Annotated in this window: 19 protein-coding genes and 3 tRNA genes; 11 read left to right on the forward strand and 11 right to left on the reverse strand. The window is 68.0% G+C overall.

Translation table 11 applies throughout. The features are described from left to right. Positions 1–85: 85 nt before the first annotated feature. Entirely contained in the window at positions 86–1,150 is a 1,065-nt protein-coding gene (locus ABEA39_RS10330; RefSeq protein ID WP_345375774.1) for a sensor histidine kinase, read from the reverse strand. Between the two features lie 468 nt (positions 1,151–1,618). On the opposite strand from ABEA39_RS10330, the gene ABEA39_RS10335 reads away from it, so the two are divergent. Further along, a complete protein-coding gene (locus ABEA39_RS10335; RefSeq protein WP_345375775.1) occupies positions 1,619–2,929 on the forward strand; it encodes a carbohydrate-binding protein in 1,311 nt (436 codons plus the stop codon). An 87-nt stretch (positions 2,930–3,016) separates the two neighbouring features. On the opposite strand, the gene ABEA39_RS10340 is transcribed toward ABEA39_RS10335, so the two are convergent. After that, on the reverse strand, positions 3,017–3,649 hold the full coding sequence (locus ABEA39_RS10340) for a ScbR family autoregulator-binding transcription factor (protein ID WP_345375777.1): 633 nt from the start codon (positions 3,647–3,649) through the stop codon (positions 3,017–3,019). A 170-nt stretch (positions 3,650–3,819) separates the two neighbouring features. Continuing rightward, positions 3,820–4,284: a hypothetical protein gene (locus tag ABEA39_RS10345; protein ID WP_345375778.1), complete on the reverse strand. Its 465-nt coding sequence runs from the start codon at positions 4,282–4,284 to the stop codon at positions 3,820–3,822. A 353-nt stretch (positions 4,285–4,637) separates the two neighbouring features. Here ABEA39_RS10345 and ABEA39_RS10350 point away from each other — a divergent pair, with 353 nt between their 5' ends. Then, a complete protein-coding gene (locus tag ABEA39_RS10350) occupies positions 4,638–5,255 on the forward strand; it encodes a DUF2510 domain-containing protein (protein WP_345375779.1) in 618 nt (205 codons plus the stop codon). A gap of 1,918 nt (positions 5,256–7,173) precedes the next feature. Here ABEA39_RS10350 and ABEA39_RS10355 read toward each other — a convergent pair. After that, a tRNA-Leu gene (locus ABEA39_RS10355) sits at positions 7,174–7,260 on the reverse strand. An 85-nt stretch (positions 7,261–7,345) separates the two neighbouring features. Here ABEA39_RS10355 and ABEA39_RS10360 point away from each other — a divergent pair. From ABEA39_RS10360 to pknB, 7 genes are all read left to right on the forward strand, one after another. After that, positions 7,346–8,104 carry a DUF3662 and FHA domain-containing protein gene (locus tag ABEA39_RS10360; protein ID WP_345375781.1) on the forward strand — a complete coding sequence of 253 codons (759 nt, stop codon included), beginning with the start codon at positions 7,346–7,348 and terminating at the stop codon, positions 8,102–8,104. Continuing rightward, the gene (locus tag ABEA39_RS10365; protein WP_345375782.1) at positions 8,101–8,634 is read left to right on the forward strand and encodes an FHA domain-containing protein FhaB/FipA; all 534 of its coding nucleotides are present in this window, start codon (positions 8,101–8,103) and stop codon (positions 8,632–8,634) included. The genes ABEA39_RS10360 and ABEA39_RS10365 overlap by 4 nt, the downstream gene beginning before the upstream one ends. A gap of 4 nt (positions 8,635–8,638) precedes the next feature. Continuing rightward, positions 8,639–9,886 carry a PP2C family protein-serine/threonine phosphatase gene (locus ABEA39_RS10370; protein WP_345375783.1) on the forward strand — a complete coding sequence of 416 codons (1,248 nt, stop codon included), beginning with the start codon at positions 8,639–8,641 and terminating at the stop codon, positions 9,884–9,886. Next, positions 9,870–11,321 carry an FtsW/RodA/SpoVE family cell cycle protein gene (locus tag ABEA39_RS10375; protein ID WP_345375785.1) on the forward strand — a complete coding sequence of 484 codons (1,452 nt, stop codon included), beginning with the start codon at positions 9,870–9,872 and terminating at the stop codon, positions 11,319–11,321. Before ABEA39_RS10370 ends, ABEA39_RS10375 begins: the two co-directional genes overlap by 17 nt. Next, a complete protein-coding gene (locus tag ABEA39_RS10380; protein WP_345375786.1) occupies positions 11,321–12,775 on the forward strand; it encodes a peptidoglycan D,D-transpeptidase FtsI family protein in 1,455 nt (484 codons plus the stop codon). Before ABEA39_RS10375 ends, ABEA39_RS10380 begins: the two co-directional genes overlap by 1 nt. After that, positions 12,772–14,541: a serine/threonine protein kinase gene (locus ABEA39_RS10385; protein WP_345375787.1), complete on the forward strand. Its 1,770-nt coding sequence runs from the start codon at positions 12,772–12,774 to the stop codon at positions 14,539–14,541. The genes ABEA39_RS10380 and ABEA39_RS10385 overlap by 4 nt, the downstream gene beginning before the upstream one ends. Before the next feature lie 92 nt (positions 14,542–14,633). After that, positions 14,634–16,337 (forward strand): Stk1 family PASTA domain-containing Ser/Thr kinase, encoded by a 1,704-nt coding sequence (pknB, locus tag ABEA39_RS10390; RefSeq protein ID WP_345375788.1) that lies wholly within the window; start codon positions 14,634–14,636, stop codon positions 16,335–16,337. Between the two features lie 476 nt (positions 16,338–16,813). Here the strand turns inward: pknB and ABEA39_RS10395 are convergent, their stop codons facing one another. Genes ABEA39_RS10395 through ABEA39_RS10405 form a run of 3 tightly spaced genes read right to left on the reverse strand, consistent with a single transcriptional unit; the run spans position 16,814 to position 18,388 of the window. Next, on the reverse strand, positions 16,814–17,452 hold the full coding sequence (locus tag ABEA39_RS10395) for an anthranilate synthase component II (protein ID WP_345375789.1): 639 nt from the start codon (positions 17,450–17,452) through the stop codon (positions 16,814–16,816). Continuing rightward, positions 17,449–17,610: a hypothetical protein gene (locus tag ABEA39_RS10400; protein ID WP_345375790.1), complete on the reverse strand. Its 162-nt coding sequence runs from the start codon at positions 17,608–17,610 to the stop codon at positions 17,449–17,451. The genes ABEA39_RS10395 and ABEA39_RS10400 overlap by 4 nt, the downstream gene beginning before the upstream one ends. Positions 17,611–17,614: 4 nt before the next feature. Beyond that, complete coding sequence (locus ABEA39_RS10405; protein ID WP_345375791.1) at positions 17,615–18,388, reverse strand: class E sortase; 774 nt, start codon at positions 18,386–18,388, stop codon at positions 17,615–17,617. Positions 18,389–18,517: 129 nt separating this feature from the next. On the opposite strand from ABEA39_RS10405, the gene ABEA39_RS10410 reads away from it, so the two are divergent. Further along, positions 18,518–18,772 carry a cell division protein CrgA gene (locus tag ABEA39_RS10410; RefSeq protein WP_345375792.1) on the forward strand — a complete coding sequence of 85 codons (255 nt, stop codon included), beginning with the start codon at positions 18,518–18,520 and terminating at the stop codon, positions 18,770–18,772. Between the two features lie 197 nt (positions 18,773–18,969). Here ABEA39_RS10410 and ABEA39_RS10415 read toward each other — a convergent pair whose 3' ends face one another. Both ABEA39_RS10415 and ABEA39_RS10420 read right to left on the reverse strand, forming a co-directional pair. Beyond that, positions 18,970–19,818 (reverse strand): rhomboid family intramembrane serine protease, encoded by an 849-nt coding sequence (locus ABEA39_RS10415; protein ID WP_345375793.1) that lies wholly within the window; start codon positions 19,816–19,818, stop codon positions 18,970–18,972. Positions 19,819–19,825: 7 nt separating this feature from the next. After that, on the reverse strand, positions 19,826–20,368 hold the full coding sequence (locus ABEA39_RS10420; RefSeq protein WP_345375794.1) for a peptidylprolyl isomerase: 543 nt from the start codon (positions 20,366–20,368) through the stop codon (positions 19,826–19,828). Between the two features lie 118 nt (positions 20,369–20,486). Between ABEA39_RS10420 and ABEA39_RS10425 the strand changes: the two genes are divergently transcribed. After that, a complete protein-coding gene (locus ABEA39_RS10425; RefSeq protein ID WP_345375795.1) occupies positions 20,487–21,122 on the forward strand; it encodes a hypothetical protein in 636 nt (211 codons plus the stop codon). Positions 21,123–21,498: 376 nt separating this feature from the next. Here the strand turns inward: ABEA39_RS10425 and ABEA39_RS10430 are convergent. Next, positions 21,499–21,571: transfer RNA gene (locus tag ABEA39_RS10430), tRNA-Ala, on the reverse strand. An 86-nt stretch (positions 21,572–21,657) separates the two neighbouring features. Further along, positions 21,658–21,731: transfer RNA gene (locus tag ABEA39_RS10435), tRNA-Ile, on the reverse strand. Positions 21,732–21,756 lie beyond the last annotated feature (25 nt).

Below are 21,756 nucleotides of genomic sequence, written 5' to 3' on the forward strand. Positions count from 1 at the left end.
CATCGCGGCCCACCCTTACGACGAGGCGGATGCCCGATCGGTTCACCGCAGCTCGAAAGTCGCGGATCCGTCGAGAGGCGGCGGGTCAGCTGCGCGGCACCGTGAGCCCGACCGTCGTGCCCTGCCCGGGCGCGGCCGACAGGACGAACGCGCTGCCGATGCTGTCCGAGCGCTCCCGCATCACGGCGAGGCCGAGGGCTCCGACGCGGATGCGCGAGGGGTCGAAGCCGCTCCCGTCGTCGGTGACCTCGATCCGCACCGAGCGCTCGCCCCACACGAAGTCGATGCCGATCAGGGTGGCGTTCGCGGCGTGCCGTCGAGCGTTGTGCAGCGCCTCCTGGATCACGTACAGCGACTCCTCCTTCTGCACCGACGTCAGCGCGAATTCGCGACCGTTGGTCGTCAGCCGGACCGGGGGATGCCCGTCCCGACTCTCGTCCAGATACGCCCGCACGGCGTCGAAGAGGCTTCGCTCGCCGACCCTCGTCCGCAGATCGACGGCGATGTTCCGCACCTCGGTGAGCGCCGTGCGGAAGAACTCCGCGACCAGCGCGAGCTGCTCGGCCGTCGCCGTCTGCCCATCGGCAAGCACGTCGGCCCCGATCGACTCGAGCCGCTGCACCCCCGCCGCGATGCCGTGCGACGCCCGATCGTGCAGCACTCGCGACACCTGGAGGCGACTGTCGAGGTGCGCGGTCGAGAGCCGCTGCCGGAGTGCCTCGGTGTAGGCGATGGCACCCGGCGGGAACCGTCGCCAGATCGCGCGGTGCAGGCTCCGGACCACGTGCACGACCTCGTCGGCGTGGGATGCACCTGCCCACCCGATCACGAGCGGCAGCGCTTCGTCGAACAGCACCTCCGCCGCCATAAGCGCCTCGGCCGGGTGCTGGTTCTGCCGCGCCCGCAACTCTCCCTGGTTCGCCAGTTCGGCGGCGTCCCCGTACTCCACCGACACGGCCGACGAGGGCACCGAGCCCGAGCGGACGAGCTGCCGAGCCTCGGCCAGGATCGACCGCACCTGCAGCACGAACTCGCCCTCGAGGGCCTCGGCCGACGCGAACTCGCTCGACCGCTCGCGCAGACGCCGAGCCAGGCCCTCGAGGACCGCCCGGTCGAGGTCGGCGTCCCCCGCCGAGTCGATTTTGCGCATGATTCTGTACCCCCAGTGATCTCGAAAGATACAAGCACGATGTGGCATCCGACACAAACGGGCTGACCGGCTTGTTTCTGAGCAAGTCCTGATCTACTCTCGGATTCGCGCGTCGTCGCCCTAGGGGACGCCGCGCGAGAGAGGGCACGCACGAGGGGGCCGGATCAGGCTCGCGCCTCCGCCGGATCGGGGGATCCGCGGAGGCGCCGGGCCGGGCGGGCGCTCGTCGCCACCCCTCCGGCGCGCCCCTCTCGTGCACTCGTGCATCCCACACTCTCGGCTCCCCTACCCTGTCCAAGAGGGCTGCGCCTGGCCGATTTCCGCGTCTCGACGAAAACCCCTTTTGCCGCGCCCGATTTCTCAGTAGTCTCGGGTTATCAATTTGTTTGTTAACCACCCTTACAAATTACGTTGCAGGGGATCATCAGGCGGTACCGGGCCTCGGCTCGGCGAACGGGAGGATCACACGTGAACATCAGCAGGGGAATGAAGGGGCTCGGCTTCGCCGCCATCATCGGCGGGGTCGTGGCAGGCGGGCTCGTCGGGGCGGCGGGGGCCAGCGCGGCGACACCATCGTGTTCGACGGCGTGGAGTGCCGCGACGGCCTACTCGGGCGGCGCGTCGGTCAGCGAGAACGGCACGAACTACTCGGCCAACTGGTGGACCCAGGGCGACGATCCGGCGACCCACTCCGGCGCGACCGGCAGCGGCCAGCCGTGGACCTCGGCCGGGGCCTGCGCGGCGAGCACCGGTGGCGGCACAGGAACCGGCGGCGGCACCGGCACGGGTGGCGGCACCGGAACCGGCACGGGGACGGGCTCGGCGTCGAGCGTGTTCTTTAGCCCGTACAAAGACGTCACCGCGAACCTCAACTGGAACACCGACGTCATGCAGACCGCCGTCACCGGCACGGTCATCCCCGTCGTCGGCTCGAGCAACAGCCTCGTCTCGACGGCCGAGCCGAAGCTCGGCGGCATCTCGCTGGCGTTCGCGACCGGCACCTGCGGCTCCGAGAACTGGGGCGGCGTGGCCGGAGACGCATTCGCCAAGGCCAACGTCCCCGCGCTCGACGCCGCCGGCGTGAACTACATCGTCTCCACGGGTGGTGCGGCCGGGTCGTTCACCTGCGGTTCGGGGGCGGCACTCGACACCTTCATCGCCCGCTACGCGTCGCCGCACCTCGTCGGCATCGACTTCGACATCGAGACCGGCCAGACGGCCGCCGACATCTCCAGCCTTGTCAACGCCGCGGCTTCGGCCCAGACCCAGTACCCGAAGCTCCGCTTCTCGTTCACCCTCGCGACGCTCGCCGCGTCCGACGGCTCGTACGGCGGGGTCAACGGCACCGGCGACACGGTCGTGAAGGCGATCAAGGCGTCCAGCCTCACCAACTACTCGATCGACCTCATGACGATGGACTACGGCGCCGGCGCCGCCAACGTCTGCGTCGTGTCGGGCGGGGTCTGCGACATGGGCGCCTCGGCGGTCCAGGCGGCGAAGAACCTCAACCACACCTACGGCACGCCGCTCAGCAAGATCGAGCTCACCCCGATGATCGGCGTGAACGACTCGTCGAGCAACGTCGTCTCGCTGAACGACGTCGACACGATCAGCGCCTACGCCAAGGCCAACGCCCTGGCCGGTGTGCACTTCTGGTCGCTCGACCGCGACACCCCGTGCCCCAGTGCGCAGTCCACCGCCTCCGCGACCTGCAACTCGATCTCGGGCTCGACCGCGCTGCAGTACACGAACCGGTTCTTGACCGACCTCGGCAAGTAGACCGTCGCACCGACCGAGGGCCCGTCACGGAAAGGTGGCGGGCCCTCCGTGCATCCCCCGCTCTCGGTCGTCGGGGTGTCGGCGGGGTCAGGCGTGCACGAGCGCGAGCAGCTTCTCGTTCGCCGCCATGCGCTCGGGCACTATCAGTGCGGGCAGAAGCAGCACCCAGAGGTCGCGCACCCGATCGAAGAGGTCGGTGCGATCATGCAGCGAGTCCGAGACCAGCTGCAGACCGGTGTAGGCGGAGACCACGAACCGGGCGACCTGGTCCGCGTCGACGGTGGGCCGGACATCCCCCTGCTCGATGGCCTCGCCGAGCATCTGCCGGAACGCCTGCGTCCAGTCGACGTAGGGGTCGCGTGCCGAGAGTTCGCGCGCCGTGCCGTCGGTGGTGAGGCGGATGCCCGCGCTGACGATCACCTCGGTCGTGAGCTGCCGCGCCAGGCCCACGCTCATGCGCACGAGCCCTTCGAAGGCGGTCGAGGCGGCGGCGACGGCCTCTTCGCCGGCGACCCGGGCGATCCGGTGCTGTTCGGCGATCACGGCGTTGGCCAGGTCGGTCTTCGACTTGAAGTGGAAGTAGAGGGCGCCGCGCGTGACGCCCGCCTCGGCGGCGATGAGATCGAGGGATGCCCGGGCGTACCCCTTCTCGTCGAACACCGCCGCTGCGCCCTCGACGATCGAGGCGCGGGTGGCACGGGCTCGTTCCTGTGTCGGCACGCGACCACCCTAATGGTGTGCCTCTTTTTCGCCGGCGGTGACTGTCCCCGATCGGCTGATGCAAGCCGCGTCGCATCAGCCATTTCGGGACACTCACGGCCAGATCGCGACACCGGGCCCGATCACGACACCGGGAGAGCGTGGGATGCACGCCGCCGAGCCTGGCCCACCTACTCGGCCGCCCCGCCCCCGAGCCTGTTCCTCCGCCGCGCCCACAGCACAACGAGCAGCACCACGACCGCACTGACCAGGATCGCCGAGCCGGCGATCACCCCTTCGACGGCGGTCGGCACCCGCCCGTCGCCATCCGTGTTGATGTACGACACGAGCACGACGAGGGCGCCGCAGAAGAGGACGAGTGCCGCGGTCAGAGCGATCTCTGCGGCATTCGTCGAGGGGCGCCGCGCCGGTCGGGGATCCCCCTCGGCGATCCGCTTCCTCTCGAGCTTCTTCGACTCGACGAATCCCGCCGAGATGACCGATCCCCAGAGAACGAGGACGGCCCCGCCGTAGGTGCCGTAGTACGAAGCCACCACTCCGGTCAGGACGCCCGATACGACCAGGCCGGCGACGAAGACCCACGGCACGTGCCGCCAGAACCCCACCGGGACCTTGCCGGTCGCTTCGTCGCTCACTCCCGCACTGTATCCGTCACGGTCTCGACTGTCCCCGGGTGGCTGATGCAAGCCGTGTCGCATCAGCCATCTCGGGACGCTCACGCGCTTCGACCACGACCGCAAGTGGATACATCCGTCCTGTGACTTGTGCCTCCGGCGTACCGACCAGTACGTTCACCACAAATGACAATTCGCTCCTGGTCGGCTGGGGCTTCTTCCTCATCGTCGAGAAACCCGCGCAATGGGTGCGCCGGCGACTCACGCGTGAGACGCCTGCCCCGGCCCCGGAGACGATCAGCGCCGCCTGAACCGGGCCGCACCCAGCCCCGCCCCAGAACACTGGCTTCTCGAAATCGAAGGATGCGCATCCGGTGAGCAACTCGCCCCAGAACATCGGTCCGGGTTGGTTCCCCGACCCCTCCGGCACCCCGGGCCTGCGATGGTGGGACGGCACCACGTGGACGGGCCTCACCGCCCCACCCGGACCACCCCCCGGGGCGGTTCCGTACTCCGACCGGCCACCCCTAACCCCCGGCACGCCCGTCTACGGCCTCTTCATCTGGCTCATCACGCTGCTCCCCCTCCTCGCCCTCCCTTTGAGCCTGACCTACACCCCCACCATCAAGGTCGAGAGGCTCGGCCCCGGCACCGCGCCGACCCTCGATCCGATGTCGATCTACACCCCCCAGTACCTCGCCATCCTCGGAACCGGGTTCCTGCTGTACGGGATCACCGTCGTCCTCGCGTTCGCCGACCGACGACGCCTCACCCACGTCGGCGTCACCCGACCCTTCCACTGGGCCTGGGCGTTCCTCACCTACCCCGTCTACCTCATCGGCAGGTCCGTCATCGTCCACAAGGTGGCACGGCCACGCGGCCTCTGGCCGGTCTGGGTCTTCTTCGCCACCGAAGTCATCAGCATCGTCCTCGGCGGCATCCACGAGACCCAGATCCTCCAGCAGCTCACCACACAGCTCCAGGGCCACTGACCCCCGACACGAGGCGGGCACGACTGCACCAGCCCGACCGCCCCGGGCGCACGGACCGAGACCCTACGACGACTGGAGGAGACGACGATGCCGCCCCTGATGCCCGGCGATTCACCACCCGTTCGCAGTCGCCTCAGCCTGTGGGCGCATCCGTGGCTCCAACCAATCGGCCTCGCCGGCGTGCTCGTCGTGGCGTGGTTGGGCACCAACCGTGCCCTGTTTCCCCACCTGTCTTTCGCAGCCGTCGTCATCGGCGCAGCAGTCTCCGCGGCCCTCGGCGTGGCACTGATTCTGTGGACATGGCTCCGGGTCGGCGGCTACACGGCCTACCGGTCGCTCCAGCGCTGGGTCCGCGACGGCCCAGCGCCGGCAAGCGTGCCGCTCATGGCTCGCCGACGCTTTCTCTCACCCATGGCCGACTTCGGATCGGCGACCGGATGGGGATGGGTCGCGTTAGGGGCCCTGTGGACGCTCATAGGAGTCACGGACGCAATTCGATCCCGCCCAGCCGCTCTCGCGCCGTTCCTAGCCGCGGCCATCTGGGGCGGTCAGGGCCTGTACCGGGTCGCGTTCGCTCGCCGGTGGGGACGCCGCGTCACTGCGCTGTACAACGCGACCGTGTCCGAGATAGCCAGTGGAACACCGGAAGACTTGGACGACCCGGAGGATCGCCGGCAACGGACGTGAGCCTCGAAGGCGGCTCGCGCGGCGGCGCGGTTCGGAGAGCCTCGCAACTGGCAGCAAAACCATCAGCAGCCGCACCCGGGCGACTGCCCTCCGGCCGATAATCTCACTGTGGCAAAACAAGAAACGGTCGCCTGGGCTATTACGCAAGCGCGCAGCACAAACGACCCCGACGTTCTCAGTCGGCTGGCCACACACCGCTCCCCCAGGGTCCGTGACGCAGTGGCTGCGAACGTCGCCTCCACAGACGAACTCATCCTCGCCTTGTCGCGTGATCAGCACCCCATCGTTCTACTGACCGCGACACTGAACGCAGCCACCCGCCCGAACGTCGACCGTGAATTGGCACAGTCCGAAAACGGGAACATCCGCATGGTTCTAGCGAACAAGTACCGTTTCTCGCGCGATTCCCTGCCCTGGGATGTCCAATGGAAGTTGGCGCAGGACGAGAAACGTGTCGTGAGAGAGCGCACGGCAGAGTCTACGAACTTCGCCGATGTCTTCGAACACTGCATGTCGGATCCGGACGCGCTGGTCCGGGCGTCTTGTGCTCGTAACCCGCGGGCGGACTCGAACTACCTCGAACGGCTGCTGCGCGACACACGCGCCGAAGTGCGAGCCAGCGTGGCTGGAGGCTGGCACGGCCGCCTGGGTTCCGCTCCCACCCCCGACCAGCTGACACGGCTGGCGAAAGACAAATCAGCGCTCGTCCGGTACAACGTCGCCTGCCGCCATATGGCACCGCGCGCAGTCTGGGAAGAGCTCGCCAACGACTCCGATGAGATGATCCGGAACGAGGCGGACAGGAAGCTCCGCGGGGAGGGCCTGCCATCGGAGGCGGATGTGGCCTTACTCCAACCCATCAGTCCCCTTGGCTTCGACTCTCTCGGGCGAGATCTCGTCTTCCAGCTATTCGAAGGTGAACCGTTCGACGAGCCACCCGCCGGCTCAGCCAGTCTCATCTCCACCGTGGAGCCGCGTTCGCGATGGTGGTCACGCACGAGACTCCCGAATCTGCTGATCAGCCCCACCGAGCATCAGCAGATCGAGGACACTCATCCCCGCCCCTCCCCGCCTCTCCCGCGCGCGCGCCAAAGGCGGCTCGCGCAGCGAGCCCGCCGGCCGTCCGCAGGACCCCCGCGGAGCGACGCGGCCCGGAGGGCCGCAGACGACGCCCAGGAAAGGGAAGAGCCCCGCCTCCCGAAGGGAGACGGGGCACTGATTACCCATTTGCTGGTGCGCGAGGGGGGACTTGAACCCCCACGCCCTCACGAGCACACGGACCTGAACCGTGCGCGTCTGCCAATTCCGCCACTCGCGCCAACCAGGAAACGATAGCATGCAGCGGCTGCCTGATTTGCACGGGCTAGCATCGGGGGACCTCTGACCACTCGATCTGGAGATCCATGGGACTGCTCGACGACTTCGAACGACGCTTGGAGCGCACCGTCAACGGTGCTTTCTCCAAGACGTTCCGGGCGAAGCTGCAGCCTCTCGAGATCACGGCCGCTCTCCGCCACGAGCTCGACATCAAGGCGGCGGTCGTCTCCCGCGAGCGCATCCTGGTGCCGAACGAGCTCCAGGTGCGGCTCTCGCCGAACGACTACACGCGTCTCGCCACGATGGGGTCGTCGCTGCCGGCGGAACTGACCCAGCTCGTCAAGCAGCATGCGGCAGCGCAGAACTACGCGTTCTCGGGGCCGGTCGTCGTGCAGTTGAGTCAAGACGATTCGTTGAGCACGGGCATCCTGCGCGTCGACTCGTCCAATGTGCGGGAAGAAGAGGTGCAGTGGACCCCGATCGTGGAGGTCGAGGGCAAGCAGCACGTCTTGAAAAAGGGACGCACGGTGATCGGGCGCGGCAGCGACGCCGACATCACAATCACCGACACGGGCACCTCCCGAAGGCACGTCGAGATCCTCTGGGACGGCACCCGGGCGCAGGCCACCGACCTCGGCTCGACCAACGGCTCGAAGCTCGACGGAGTGCCGCTCACCAAGGCCGTGTTGCCGCCGGATTCGGTCGTCGACATCGGTAGAACACGTATTGTGTTCCGAGTGCTCCCTGTCACCGCGTCCCCGAATCCATTCGGCGACGCCTCTCACGGCGGCTCGAGCGGTCGACGCGACGCCTCCCCGCGAAGAGACGGAGGCTCGATCCGATGACCAGTGAACTCACGCTCCTCGTCCTCCGCCTCGCCTTCATCATCGTGCTGTGGCTCTTCGTCTTCTTCATCGTCTACGCCCTGCGCAGCGACCTCTTCGGTCAGCGGGCGAAGCGGCTTCCGGCCGACCAGCAGCAGTCCGCAGCCGCCCCACCGGCTCCCGCAGCCGCTCCGCCGGCCCCGCAGACGCCACGGGAGCAGACGCCGCGCACCCCCGTCCCCCCGTCGAACCCCGACGCCCCGGCCACCCGCCTCGTCATCACCAACGGAGCGAAGTCGGGCCTCGAGATGCCTCTGGGCGACGGCCCGCTGACCATCGGCCGGTCGAACGAGAGCAACCTGATCATCCGCGACGACTACACGTCGACGCACCACGCCCGTCTGATGCTCTGGAACGGCAAGTGGGTCGTCCAAGACCTCGACTCGACCAACGGCACCTTCGTCGACGGCAGCCGCGTGACGGTTCCCACGCCCGTCCCGGTCGGGACCACGGTCACGATCGGCACGACGAGCTTCGAACTCAAGCGGTAACCGGATGGCGTCGTCGATCAAGAGCGCTGCGCTTTCCAACGTCGGAAAGATCCGAGCGAACAACCAGGACAGCGGGTACGCGGGCAACAATCTGTTCGTCGTGGCCGACGGCATGGGTGGTCACGCGGGCGGCGACGTCGCCTCGGCGATCGCGATCCGGCGGATCCGAGAGACCGACAAGCCGTATTCGTCGCCGGGCGATGCCGAGTTCGCCTTGCAGTCGTCACTGATAGCGGCCAACCAGCTCCTGGCCGAGACCGTGTTCGAGCACCAGGAGCTCACCGGCATGGGCACCACCGTCAGCGCGATGATGCGCGTCGGCGACTCGATGGCCATCGCCCACATCGGCGACTCCCGCATCTACCTCTACCGGCACGGCGAGCTCAGCCAGATCACCGCCGACCACACGTTCGTGCAGCGTCTGGTCGATTCGGGCCGCATCACTCCCGAGGAGGCGGCCGTGCATCCCCGGCGCTCGGTCTTGATGCGGGTGCTGGGCGACGTCGACGCCGCCCCGGAGATCGACACGGCGATCCTCGGCACCCAACCGGGCGACCGCTGGCTGATCTGCTCGGACGGCCTCTCGAGCTACCTCGCCGAAGACCGGATCAAGAAGGCGCTCGCCTCCGGCCTCGACGCCGACGCGGTCAGCCACCGTCTGGTGAAGGAGACCCTCGACCACGGCGCGCCCGACAACGTGACCGTGGTGGTCGTCGACGTCGACGAGTCCGAGACGAGCGCGGCCGAGATCCCGACGACGGTCGGGTCCGCCTCCGCGCCCCTCACCTTCGAAGGCGAGACCGGACGCCGCCCGCTGCGCCTGCCGACGATCCTGCTGCACCCGCTCAAGGTGGCGACCACCCCCGAAGACAGCCACTTCGAGCCCGAATCGGACGAGTACCTCGCCGAGCTCATCGCCGAAGACCGCCGCCGAGCGATCCGGCGCCGTGCCACCTGGCTGATCGCCCTGGGCGTGGCCGTGGTGATCATCGTCGGCGGCCTGTTCCTCTCCTACCGATGGACCCAGACGCACTACTTCGTGGGCGACCGCAACGGCACCGTGACCATCTACAAGGGGGTCCAGCAGAGCCTCGGTCCGATCAGCCTGTCGAGCGTGTACGAGACGACGCCGATCAAGGTGTCGCAGCTCTCCTCTTATACGAAGCAGACCGTCGAAGACACGATCAGTGCGAACGACCTGGCCGCCGCGCGCGCCATCGTGGAGAGGCTCTCCGATGACGCCGCCCAGTAGCGCGCCCGGGGCCGTGCAGGGCGACGACGCCACGCAGGCCATCGGCAAGCCGACCAACGCCGCGTTCTCGGCGGGAAACCTCACGCAGACCATCTCGATCCGGCTGCGCCAGCCGGCCCGGCTCCGCAACATCGAGCTCGGACTCCTCCTGCTCGCGTGCGCTCTCTGCGCCGGGGCCGTCATCCTCGTGCAGCTCGGTGCGCTCGGGAAGATCGACCCGAGCGTCCTGTGGGCCGGGTCGAGCATCCTCGGCATCGCTCTGATCTTCCACGTCGTGCTCCGCGTGGTCGCCCGCGAAGCCGACCCGTTCATCCTGCCGATCTGCCTGACGTTGAACGGCATCGGCGTCGCGGAGATCTACCGCATCGACATCGGAATGGGCACGCCGGCCTTCTCGGGTGCCGGGGTCCGCCAGATCCTCTGGACCGTCGCCGCGATGGTCATCGCCCTCGTGGTGCTGATCGCGATCCGCAACTACCGGGTGTTCGCCCGCTACCGCTACATCGCGATGTTCGTCTCGATCGTGCTTCTGCTGCTGCCGCTCGTGCCGGGCCTGGGGCGCGAGGGCCTGAACGCCCGCGTCTGGGTCGACCTCGGCCCGCTGTCGTTCCAGCCCGGTGAGATCGCCAAGATCACGCTGGCGATCTTCTTCGCGGGCTACCTGGTGCAGGCGCGCGACAGCCTGTCGCTGATGGGGCCCAAAATTCTGGGGATGCGCTTCCCGCGCCCTCGCGACCTGGGGCCGATCCTCGTCATCTGGGCCGTGGCCATGCTCGTGCTCATCTTCGAGCGCGACCTCGGCACCTCGCTGCTCTACTTCGGCCTGTTCCTCGTGATGATCTACGTCGCCACGGGCAAGGCCGCCTGGGTCTTCATCGGCCTGGTGCTCTTCGTCGGGGGCGCCGCCGTCGCGGCCACCACGCTGTCGTACGTGCACGGACGCTTCGAGGCCTGGCTGCACCCGCTCAACCAGCAGGTCTACGACGCTGTAGGCGGTAGCTACCAGCTTGTAACCGGTCTATTCGGTTTCGCCAACGGCGGCCTGATCGGCACCGGACTCGGCCAGGGCCGACCGCAGACGACCCCGCTGGCGCAGAGCGACTACATCATCTCGTCGCTCGGCGAAGAGCTCGGGCTCGTCGGCCTGTTCGCGATCCTCGCGCTCTACCTGCTTCTCGTCGCCCGTGGTTTCCGCATCGGCTTCGTGGGTCAGGACGACTTCGGCAGGATGCTCGCCGTGGGTCTCGCGTTCGCCATCGCCCTTCAAGTCTTCGTGGTCATGGGCGGTGTGACGCGGGTCATTCCGCTGACCGGTCTCACCATGCCGTTCCTGGCCGCCGGAGGGTCGTCGCTGGTCTCGAACTGGATCATCGCCGCCCTCCTGCTCCGGATCTCGGACGCGACCCGCCACCAACCGAGGCTGGTGGTCGGCTGATGAACAAAGAGCTCAAGCGGATCACGATCGTCGTGCTCGCCATGTTCGTGGCGCTGTTCGTCTCCTCGACCTACATCACCGGCATCCAGGCCGACTCGCTCCGCAACGACCCGCGCAACACCCGGGCGATCCTGCAGAGCTACTCGGCCCAGCGCGGCGCGATCCTCGTCGACAACCAGGCCGTCGCCCAGTCGGTGGCCTCCAACGACCAGTACAAGTTCCTGCGCACCTACGCCAACGGGCCGCTGTACGCGCCCATCACGGGGTACTTCACGCTCGGCGAGGGCTCGACCGGGCTCGAGAGCGCCCTCAACAAGGAGCTCACGGGCAAGGCGAACAACCAGTTCCTCGACCAGTTGAACGACACGCTCACCGGCAAGGTGCCCGAAGGCGCCTCGGTGTCGACGACGATCGACGCCAAGGCCCAGCAGGTCGCCTACGACGCCCTCGGCAACAACACCGGAGCGGTCGTCGCGATCGAACCGTCGACGGGCAAGATCCTGGCGATGGTCTCGAAGGGGTCCTACGACCCGAACACGCTGGCCACGCACGACCGCGCCTCGGTGCTCAAGGCCTACGACGCCCTCATCGCCGACTCGACGCAGCCGCTGATCAACCGGACGATCCAGGGCAACCTGTACTTCCCCGGATCCACCTTCAAGCTTGTCGTCGCCGCCGCCGCGTTCGCCAGCGGCAAGTACACCAAGGACAGCCAGTTGCCGAACCCGGCCACGCTGACCCTGCCCCAGTCGTCGACGCAGATCAACAACGCCGAAGGCGGCTCGTGCGGAGGCGGCGACACCGTCACGATCGAGACCGCCCTCATCGACTCCTGCAACATCCCCTTCGCCGAACTCGGCCAGCAACTCGGCTACAAGGCGATCAACGACATGGCCAAGTCGTTCGGCTGGGAGTCGGCGCTGGCCATTCCCCAGACCGTGCAGAAGAGCGTCTTCCCCGCAGTCGACGGCGACGCCACGCTCATGCTGCAGTCCTTCGGCCAGGGCAGCGTCCGCGAGACGCCGCTGCAGATCGCCATGACGACGGCCGCCATCGCCAACGGAGGCAAAGAGATGACCCCGACGCTCGTGCAGAGCATCCTGAACCCCGACCTGTCGACCCTGCAGGCCTTCAAGGCCAAGACGCTCGGCACCCCGATCTCAAAGAGCGTCGCGTCGCAGCTGACCGCGCTCATGGTCGAGGTGGTGAACCAGGGCACCGGAACCAATGCGAGAATCAGTGGTGTCGACGTCGCCGGCAAGACGGGCACCGCCGAGAACGGCACGGGGCAGCCGTACACGCTCGTCTTCACGGGGTTCGCTCCGGCGAACGACCCGAAGGTGGCCGTGGCGGTCGTCGTCGGAAACGGCGCAGGTCAGGGGCAATCGGCTACCGGCAACAGCGCAGCAGCGCCGATAGCGAAGCAAGTAATGGAGGCGGTGCTCAACAAATGAGACCTTATAACGGGCTCACTTTCGGTGGACGATACGAACTCTCCACCCGGGTCGCCATCGGCGGCATGGGTGAGGTGTGGCAGGCCACCGACCTCGTCATCGGGCGCACCGTCGCCATCAAGATCCTGAAGGACGAGTACCTGGGCGACCCCGGGTTCCTCGAGCGCTTCCGCGCCGAGGCTCGTCACGCCGCTCTCGTCAACCACGAGGGCATCGCCAACGTCTTCGACTACGGCGAAGAGGAGGGCTCGGCCTACCTGGTCATGGAGCTCGTCCCCGGCGAAGCCCTGTCGACGATCCTCGAGCGCGACCGGGTGCTTCCGACCGACAAGGTGCTCGACATCGTCGCGCAGACGGCGTCCGCCCTCCAGGCCGCCCACGCCGCCGGACTCGTGCACCGCGACATCAAGCCGGGCAACCTGCTGATCACGCCCGACGGCCGCGTCAAGATCACCGACTTCGGCATTGCGCGCATCGCCGACCAGGTGCCGCTGACCGCGACGGGCCAGGTGATGGGCACGGTGCAGTACCTGTCGCCCGAGCAGGCGTCCGGGCATCCCGCGTCGCCGTCGACCGACATCTACTCGCTCGGCATCGTCGCCTACGAAGCCCTCGCCGGTCGCCGTCCGTTCACGGGCGAGTCGCAGGTCGCGATCGCCATGGCGCAGATCAACGAGACCCCGCCCGACCTCCCGGCCACCGTGCCCGAGGCCGTACGCAAGCTGGTCTACTCGTCCATCGCCAAGAAGCCGGCCGAGCGCCCCGCTTCCGCGGCCGCCCTGGCGCAGGCCGCTCGGGCTCTGCGTCGCGGCGACGTGGCCGCTGCCACCGCTGCCGTGCCCGCACTGGGTGTCGGGGGCAACGGCGACGCCGCAACTCAGGTCTTCGCCGCGCAGGACTCCACCACGCGACTCATGCCGGCGCCCGACCCGTTCCCGACCGCCATGACCTCGGCCGTCGGCGGTTCGGCCACCAGCCAACTGCCCACGACGCCGGGCGAGGACGAGCCGAAGAAGCGGAGCCCCTGGTTCTGGCCGCTCATCGTGCTCGGGGCGATCGTCGTGATCGCCATCATCGTCGCGATCGTGGCGTTCGCCGGCAACAGCAAGGGCTCCAACACCGGCTCCAGTTCGTCTCCCGCCAGCAGTTCGTCGACTCCCGCCACCTCGTCGTCGCCACCGCCGACCTCGGCCGCGCCGACCCAGAACGTGATCAACTCCAGCGACTACGTTGGCAAGACCGAGGCGCAGGCCCGTTCGATCCTCGAGAGCCTCGGCTACGTCGTCAACGACGCGCAGAACCCGAAGACGTCGCAGAACGCGAACCAGGTCCCCGGCACCGTCTACATGGTCGACCCCACCGGTCCGACCGACAGCGGTTCGACGGTGACCCTCTACGTGTACGCGAACGCCCCGACGCCGTCGGCCCCGAGCTCGGCTTCCAGCAGCGACACCTCGATCACCGGCGACGGAACCGACACGGCGACGCTCACCATCCCGGCGTACACGAGCTGCCCGGTCGGCTACACGCTGAGCGGCATCAACTACACGATCACGGGCGGCACCGACTCGAGCGGGCAGACGTCCGCCTCCGTCGGGGCGAACGTGACGAGCATCCCCGTCAAGTCGACGACGCCCGGCACGTTGACCTTCGGCTACACGGTCTCGTGCGGGTCGCTGACCTCGGCCGCCTCGCCGAAGTACTCGATCACGGTCACCCCGGCGGCCACGTCCACCTCGACGCCGTCCCCGACCACGACCCCCTGAGTCACAGGGGGTTCTCGGCACGAGTGCCGAGGCCCCCGACTCGGGGTCCCGGTACACTGTCGCAAGGACAGCAACAATCTGGGAGAACATTCGTGGCCGAAGGCGTGACCGAGGGGATCAGCCTCCTCGCCAACCGATACCAGATCGGCCCCCTCATCGGCCGCGGCGGTATGGCGAACGTCTACTCGGGCACCGACAGCCGGCTCGGTCGCAAGATCGCCATCAAGCTGATGAAGTCGCAGCTCGCGTCCGATCCCGCCTTCCGCACCCGCTTCCGTCAAGAGGCGCAGGCCGCCGCGCGCATGGCGCACCCGACCATCGTCCGCGTGTTCGACGCCGGCGAAGAGACGGTCCGCGACGCCATGGGCAACACCGTGCTGGTGCCCTACATCGTCATGGAGCACGTCGAGGGGCGCCTCCTCAAAGACATCGTCGCCGAGGGGCCGGTCGAGCCGCGCGAGGCCGTCCGCATCGTCGAGGGCATCCTCACGGCGCTCGAATACAGCCACCGCGCCGGGGTCGTCCACCGCGACATCAAGCCCGGCAACGTCATGCTCACGCACACCGGCCAGGTCAAGGTGATGGACTTCGGCATCGCCCGCGCCATCTCCGACTCCGCCGCGACCGTCGCGCAGACCACGGCGATCCTCGGCACCGCCCAATACTTCAGCCCCGAACAGGCGAGGGGCGAGACGGTGGATGCCCGGTCCGACCTCTACTCGACCGGCGTCCTGCTCTTCGAGCTCCTCACCGGCCGGCCGCCCTTCCGCGGCGACTCCCCCGTGGCGGTGGCCTACCAGCACGTGAGCGAGCCGCCCGTGCCGCCGAGCATCCTCAACCCCCGCATCTCGCCCGCGCTCGACGCGGTGACGCTGCACGCGCTGGCGAAGAACCGCCTCGACCGCTTCCAGAGCGCCGCCGAGTTCCGCTCCGACGTCGTCGACGCCGGTGCGGGTCATCTGCCGGCCCGTCGTCAGGTCGTGCCCGAGTCGGCGACGACCACCATGTTCGACGTCGACCCCCGCTCTCCAATCGGTCCGACGGCGGCCCTGAAAGAGCTCGACAGCACCGACACCAACCGGCCCGCGCGCACCCAGACCCGGCCACCCGTCGCCTGGATCTGGGTCGGCATCGTCTTCATCGCCATCATCATCGGCGCCGTCGTCTTCTGGGTCGGGCACCTCAACCCGCTCGTGCTGCCCTCGACGTCGATCACCGTGCCCACGCTCACCAGCCAGACCTACGACGCCGGTGCCGCGAAGCTGAAGAAGGAGAAGCTCGTCCCCGAGCGCTTCGACACCACAGATTCCACGGTGCCCTCCGGGCAGATCATCCGCACCAACCCGGCCGCCGGCACCTCGGTAGCGGCGCAGCAGACGATCAGCGTCTACGTCTCCACCGGGCCGGCCACGGTGCTCATGCCCGACGTCACCGGCAAGACCACCGCGGAGGCCTGGTCGACGCTGGAGGGGCTCGGGCTGACCCAGGGCTCGACGAGCCAGCAAGACAGCGCCACGGTGCCCTCCGGCCAGATCATCTCGTCCAATCCGTCCACGGGCGACTCGGTGGCGCCGGGCACCAACGTCGACGTCGTGGTGTCGAACGGCATGGTGCTCGTACCCGACGTCACGGGCCAGACGGCGACGGCGGCGACCCAGACCCTGAGCAACTTGAGCCTCGAGGTCAACCCGACCTACGACGCCACCTGCGCCGGCGGCCTCGTCGAGTTCCAGAACGTCCCGCCGGGCGAGGCGGCCCAGAACACGCCCATCACCATCACCATCTGCTCGGGCTGAGTTCTGCGCGGTTGGTGCTCGCGCTCGGGCACACCCGCCCGGCGCGAGCACACGTCCTAGGCGGCATGTTCCTGCCGGTGCGGTGTGCTCTTCGCCCGCTTGCCTGCCTGCCTGCCTCGTCGCCGCGCACCGGGCCCCGTCGTTTCGGCGCGATCCCCCCGTTTCGGCCCGTCCCCACCCCGTCGGCGCGCCCCCTTCATTTCGGCAGCACCCCGCACGATCGGCGGCATTGCCCCTTCGTTTCGGCGGACACCCTGCGCCGCGCAGGCGGGCCTGCGCCGATTCGAAGGGGGCTCAGCCGCCGGCGCGACGCCCGGTCGGCGCCCTCGCGAGCGTCAGTGCAGGGAGGGGCGGAAGCGGGACCGCCAGCAGGAGCAGGAGCCGGAGCACCGGCACCACAATGCCCTCAGCACCAGCACCAGCAAAGGCCTCAGCACCAGCAGAGACGCCAGCACCAACGCCAACGCGTGGGATGCTCAGCCCAGGTTGACCAGAGGGCTCAGCCCCTTCGCCGCCTCCGCCGCGCTCGGCAGCCCTGCCACCGCGAGCCAGTTGCCCACCATCCGGTACCCGCCCTCGGTCAGCACCGACTCGGGATGGAACTGCACCCCGTACAGCGGTGCCGACCGGTGCTTGAGGCCCATGATGACGCCGCCCGTGGTTCGCGACGTGACTTCGAGGTCGGCGGGAACGGTGTCGTTCACGACGGCCAGGGAGTGGTACCGCGTGGCCACGAAGGGCTGCGGCACTCCGTCGTAGAAAGAGGAGTCGTCGTGCTCCACCTTCGACGTCTTGCCGTGCATGAGCTCTTCGGCGTGCGTGACCGTGGCACCCAGGGCCTCGGCGATCGCCTGGTGCCCGAGGCACACTCCGAACAGCGGCTTGTCGACCGCGAGGGCCGCGTGCACGACGTCGATCGAGACGCCGGCCGCCGCCGGAGTGCCGGGGCCGGGCGAGAGCAGGACTCCGTCGTACTCGTCGATCCTTTTGGCTGCCGCGGCACCGGAGAAGGAGTCGTTGCGGACGACCTCGGTCTCGGCGCCGAGCTGCTGGAGGTAGCCGTTCAGCGTGTAGACGAAGCTGTCGTAGTTGTCGATGACCAGAATGCGAGTCAATGGGAACCTACCGTGACGTTGGGGGGCTGGATGAAGGAGTCGACGAGGGGGAAGACCCAGGTGACCAGGCAGAACAGCACCGCTGCCGCAAGGACCAGGAGGATCACGACGCGGAGCCACCACGGGCCGGGCAGGACGTGCCAGAGGGCGGAATACATGGGATCAGCCCGCCTTCACGGTCGCGGCGATCTCGGTGGGCACCTGCGAGACCGGTTGCCAGGAGTCGAAGACGCCGAACGCGATGATGCGCTCGGCCGCACTGTACTTCGGGTTGCAGCTCGTCATCGTGATGAGACGGTCGGTGCTCGAAGCGGCGACGTCGGGGGCGTCCGGCACCTGCTGGAGCACCTGGACCTGCGTGGGCTTGACGTATTCGAGGTTGCGGAACGTATAGGTGTACCAGCCCTGGGCGGTCTGCACGTAGATGTGGTCGCCGACGTGGAGCTGCGCGATGTTCGCGAACGGGGCGCCGTGCGTCGTGCGATGCCCGGCCACCGCGAAGTTGCCGAGGGCGCCCGGCATCTGCGTCGAGTCGTAGTGCCCGACCTCGCCTTTGTTGAGGGTGCCGACTGTGTCGGTGCCGCCCGCGAGCGGCACCTTGTAGTCGGCGCCGAAACGGGGGATGTAGAGGACGCCGAACTGCTGCGTGTCGGCGGCTGCCGGCGTGACGACCGGCTGACCCGCAGGGGCGGGAGCCTTCGCGGGTGTCTTGGCGAACTGCTGACTGAGCTTGGTCGCGTCGTCGCGGGTTCCGCTCTGGACCTGCAGGTCGTTGAACCACTGCTGCCAGGCGATGAAGAGGAGCACCAGCACCCCTGCGGTGATCAGAACCTCGCCGAGGACGCCGAACACCGACGTACGACGTCGGGGACGCTTGGGAGACCCGGCCCGGCGACGCGCGCGGTCACGCCGCAGCGGCAGCGCCTGATCGGTCATGGATCGATTGTACGGGGAGGGTCGGAAGGCCGGGCCGTGCATCCCCCGGTCCGAAGGGCCTCGAATCCCGGGCCGAACGGTCAGAACCCTCAGGGCACGGGTGATGTGACACCCGCTACACTTCTGCGCATGGCCAAAGAGAAGAAGACCACAGCGAGGGCGTCCGACATCACCTCGGTGGATCGCGCCTCTTCCGAGAACCAGGCGAATCCCGTCTGGTTCAAGCCCGTCATGTTCGGCTTCATGCTGCTCGGGCTCGCCTGGATCATCGTCTTCTACGTGAGCCAGAGCGTCTACCCGGTTCCGTCCCTCGGTTCGTGGAACATCCTGGTCGGATTCGGCATCATGTTCATCGGGTTCCTGATGACCACACGGTGGCGCTGACCTGGCCTTCCGATGAACATAACGGGGCGACTTACACGCGTGTAACTATCCCCAGTGTGGACAGGCCTGTGGATAACTCGGTCTCGCATGCAGCCTCCGATCAGGGAGGCGGGCACGAGAGCCCCCTGTGAACGGTGAAACGACGAAACCCCCCGAGAGTCTCGGGGGGTTTCGTCGTCGTGGGGGCCGCGAGAGCCTCAGCCGACGACGCTGCCGAAGGTCGCTGCCCGGACGAGCGTGATCAGTACCAACACGACCGCCAGCGCGATCAGGTAGATGCGCTGCCGGGATTGGGAGCGGATGTCTCTCGTCTGCATCATGATCGAGGCCGTCGCCGCCCCGATGACGATGCCGCCGAGGTACGCCTGCCACGCGCCACCGAGCACGAGCGCGATGACGATGTTCAGCCCTAGGATCACCAGGAGCTGCACGGCCTGGTTGCCGAGGTGCCGCTGAATGACGAAGAACGCCGCGAAGATGCCGAAGATGGCCGGGTTGCTGCCTGCGTAGCCGGTCAGCGGCGCGAACAACGACAGCGCGACCTCGCCGCCCAGCCCGCTGAGCAGGAACAGCGCGGCGAAGCGGGCCCAGCCGAGTTGCGCCTCGAGCATGCGCCCGAAGATGAAGATCGAGAACATGTTGAAGGCGACCTGCAGCAGGTTCGCGTGCAAGAAGATGCCCGTCACCAGACGCCACGGCTCGTGGAGCGTGTAGACGCCGGCGTACAGGCCGCCGCTCGTGACGGCGGGGATGAAGTGCAGCAGGTAGCCGAGCAGCGACAGACCCATCAGCGTGTAGGTCGCGATCGGACCGCCGGACGCGACCAGTGACTGGACGCGCCCGACGGACCTGGTGACCGAGACCGGCTTCACGCGGGGCATGTTGCCCTGCGCTTCACGCACGCATTCGGGGCAGTGCACCCCGACGGCCGCCTGGGTCTGGCACTGGGCGCAGATCGTCCGGCCGCAGCGCTGGCACAGCACGAAGCTCTGCCGGTCGGGATGCCGGTAGCAGTAGTTGTCGGGGTTGTGGCCGAGGTTGGTCACGAGAGGGTCAGGCGACCTCGTCGATGGCGACACTCTCGATGACGACGTCGTCGAGGGGCTTGTCGCGGCCGTCGGTGGGGACGGCCTGGATCGCGTCGACGACCTTCTTCGACTCGGGGTCGCTGACGACGCCGAAGATGGTGTGCTTGCCCTGCAGCCACGGGGTCGGAACCGTCGTGATGAAGAACTGCGAACCGTTCGTGCCCTTGCCGCCGCGGGTGCCCGCGTTGGCCATGGCCAGGATGTAGGGCTCCTGGAAGGTGAGCTCGGGCGAGATCTCGTCGTCGAAGTTGTAGCCGGGGCCGCCGGTGCCCTGACCGAGCGGGTCGCCGCCCTGGATCATGAAGTCGGGGATGATGCGGTGGAAGACGACACCGTCGTACAGGTTGTCTTTGGAGACCTTGCCGGTGGCCGGGTGGGTCCACTCGATGGTGCCGGTCGCGAGACCGGTGAAGTTGGCGACGGTCTTGGGGGCGTGGTTGCCGTAGAGGTCGACCTTGATCGGGCCCAGGTTCGTGGTGATCGTGGCGACAGCAGTGTGCTTTGACATGGTCTCGATTGTTTCACAGTGCGTCGTCTCTCCAGGCATCCCCCAGGCATCATGCTGTGACCTGCCAGGGGGCACCGTGCCAGGATGGGTCGAACGCGTCAGAATCTAAGGAGACCACATGGCTACCTCACGCAAGCGCACTGCAGAGTTCGAGAAGCTGAAGAAGGACGCCGCCGAGGTCTGGGGCGAGCAGCGCGAGGCCCTCGTCCACGCCAGCAAGTTCTGGCAGGAGGCCGGCACCGAGGCTGCTGCCGTCGCCGTGAACGACGTCGCCCCCCGCGTGAAGGCCGCGTTCGAGCACCAGGTCAAGCCGGCCCTCGCCACCGGCGTCGCGAACGCGTCCATCGCCGCGACCCACGGCAAGGAGACCCTCGTCAAAGACGTTCTCCCCGCCGCGAAGGCCGCGTTCGAGTCCAGCTCGCTGAGCGACCTGGCCGACGATCCCCGCGTGAAGGACCTCGTCAAGAGCGGCAAGAAGCTGAGCAAGAAGGCGACGCGCAACCTCGCCAAGAAGGCGGCCAAGCAGGCCGCGAAGCACCCCGGCAAGACCGCGAAGCTCGCGAAGAACGTCGCCAAGGCGTCCAAGACCGTGAAGAAGGCCAAGAAGGCGCACGACAAGTCCGGCATCGGCGGTGGCGGGGTCTTCCTCATCATCCTCGGTGTGATCGGCCTGGGCGCCCTCGCCTACGCCGCGTTCCAGACGCTCCGCGCCGACGACGAGCTCTGGGTGGCCGACGACGCCGACAAGGCCTGATCGCCGCTGCTCTCCTGCGAGGCCCGTACCCCCCCCCGGGGTGCGGGCCTTCGTCGTCCCCGGTCGGTTTCCGGTGCCTGCCCCAGGCGAGGAAATCCTGATCTAAGTCGAGGAGATCTGCCCTCAGGCCGCACCTCGGAGAGGAGATCGGCTCGTGGAGTGCCTGTACTTGAGGAATTCCTTCGCCAGGTTCCTCCATCGCCGACGCACCGGCGATCCCGAACGAGTCGGAGAGCGTGGGATGCACGTGCCGACCCCTCGGCGGGATGATCGTCGCGGGCGCCCGCGCCCGTCGACACGCGACCGGAGGGAGCCCCAACAAGCACAGAAGCCGGCGGGAAGATGGCGGCTCCGCCGCCATCGAACACAGCTGATGTGGAGACGAGGGGAATCGAACCCCTAACCCCCGCCTTGCAAAGGCGGTGCTCTGCCAATTGAGCTACGTCCCCGTGCGACCGTCAGTGGGCGGTGGCGAGGCGCTCTCTCTGGGACGAGAGAAGCGGTGAAGAAAGAAGCGATGAAGCGGCGGTCTGAGTGGGGCTAACGGGATTTGAACCTGTGACCTCTTCGTTATCAGCGAAGCGCTCTAACCAACTGAGCTATAGCCCCCGGACCGAATAAGACAGTACCGTAT

Source organism: Frondihabitans cladoniiphilus (assembly GCF_039544345.1).
GTDB lineage: Bacteria > Actinomycetota > Actinomycetes > Actinomycetales > Microbacteriaceae > Frondihabitans > Frondihabitans cladoniiphilus.

What these genes read in the sequence shown, in the direction of transcription:
- ABEA39_RS10330 (WP_345375774.1), bottom strand. Translation starts at nt 1,150, where the DNA reads ATGCGCAAAATCGACTCGGCGGGGGACGCCGACCTCGACCGGGCGGTC.
- ABEA39_RS10360 (WP_345375781.1), top strand. Translation starts at nt 7,346, where the DNA reads ATGGGACTGCTCGACGACTTCGAACGACGCTTGGAGCGCACCGTCAAC.
- ABEA39_RS10365 (WP_345375782.1), top strand. Translation starts at nt 8,101, where the DNA reads ATGACCAGTGAACTCACGCTCCTCGTCCTCCGCCTCGCCTTCATCATC.
- ABEA39_RS10370 (WP_345375783.1), top strand. Translation starts at nt 8,639, where the DNA reads ATGGCGTCGTCGATCAAGAGCGCTGCGCTTTCCAACGTCGGAAAGATC.
- ABEA39_RS10375 (WP_345375785.1), top strand. Translation starts at nt 9,870, where the DNA reads ATGACGCCGCCCAGTAGCGCGCCCGGGGCCGTGCAGGGCGACGACGCC.
- ABEA39_RS10380 (WP_345375786.1), top strand. Translation starts at nt 11,321, where the DNA reads ATGAACAAAGAGCTCAAGCGGATCACGATCGTCGTGCTCGCCATGTTC.
- ABEA39_RS10385 (WP_345375787.1), top strand. Translation starts at nt 12,772, where the DNA reads ATGAGACCTTATAACGGGCTCACTTTCGGTGGACGATACGAACTCTCC.
- ABEA39_RS10400 (WP_345375790.1), bottom strand. Translation starts at nt 17,610, where the DNA reads ATGTATTCCGCCCTCTGGCACGTCCTGCCCGGCCCGTGGTGGCTCCGC.
- ABEA39_RS10405 (WP_345375791.1), bottom strand. Translation starts at nt 18,388, where the DNA reads ATGACCGATCAGGCGCTGCCGCTGCGGCGTGACCGCGCGCGTCGCCGG.
- ABEA39_RS10410 (WP_345375792.1), top strand. Translation starts at nt 18,518, where the DNA reads ATGGCCAAAGAGAAGAAGACCACAGCGAGGGCGTCCGACATCACCTCG.
- ABEA39_RS10420 (WP_345375794.1), bottom strand. Translation starts at nt 20,368, where the DNA reads ATGTCAAAGCACACTGCTGTCGCCACGATCACCACGAACCTGGGCCCG.
- ABEA39_RS10425 (WP_345375795.1), top strand. Translation starts at nt 20,487, where the DNA reads ATGGCTACCTCACGCAAGCGCACTGCAGAGTTCGAGAAGCTGAAGAAG.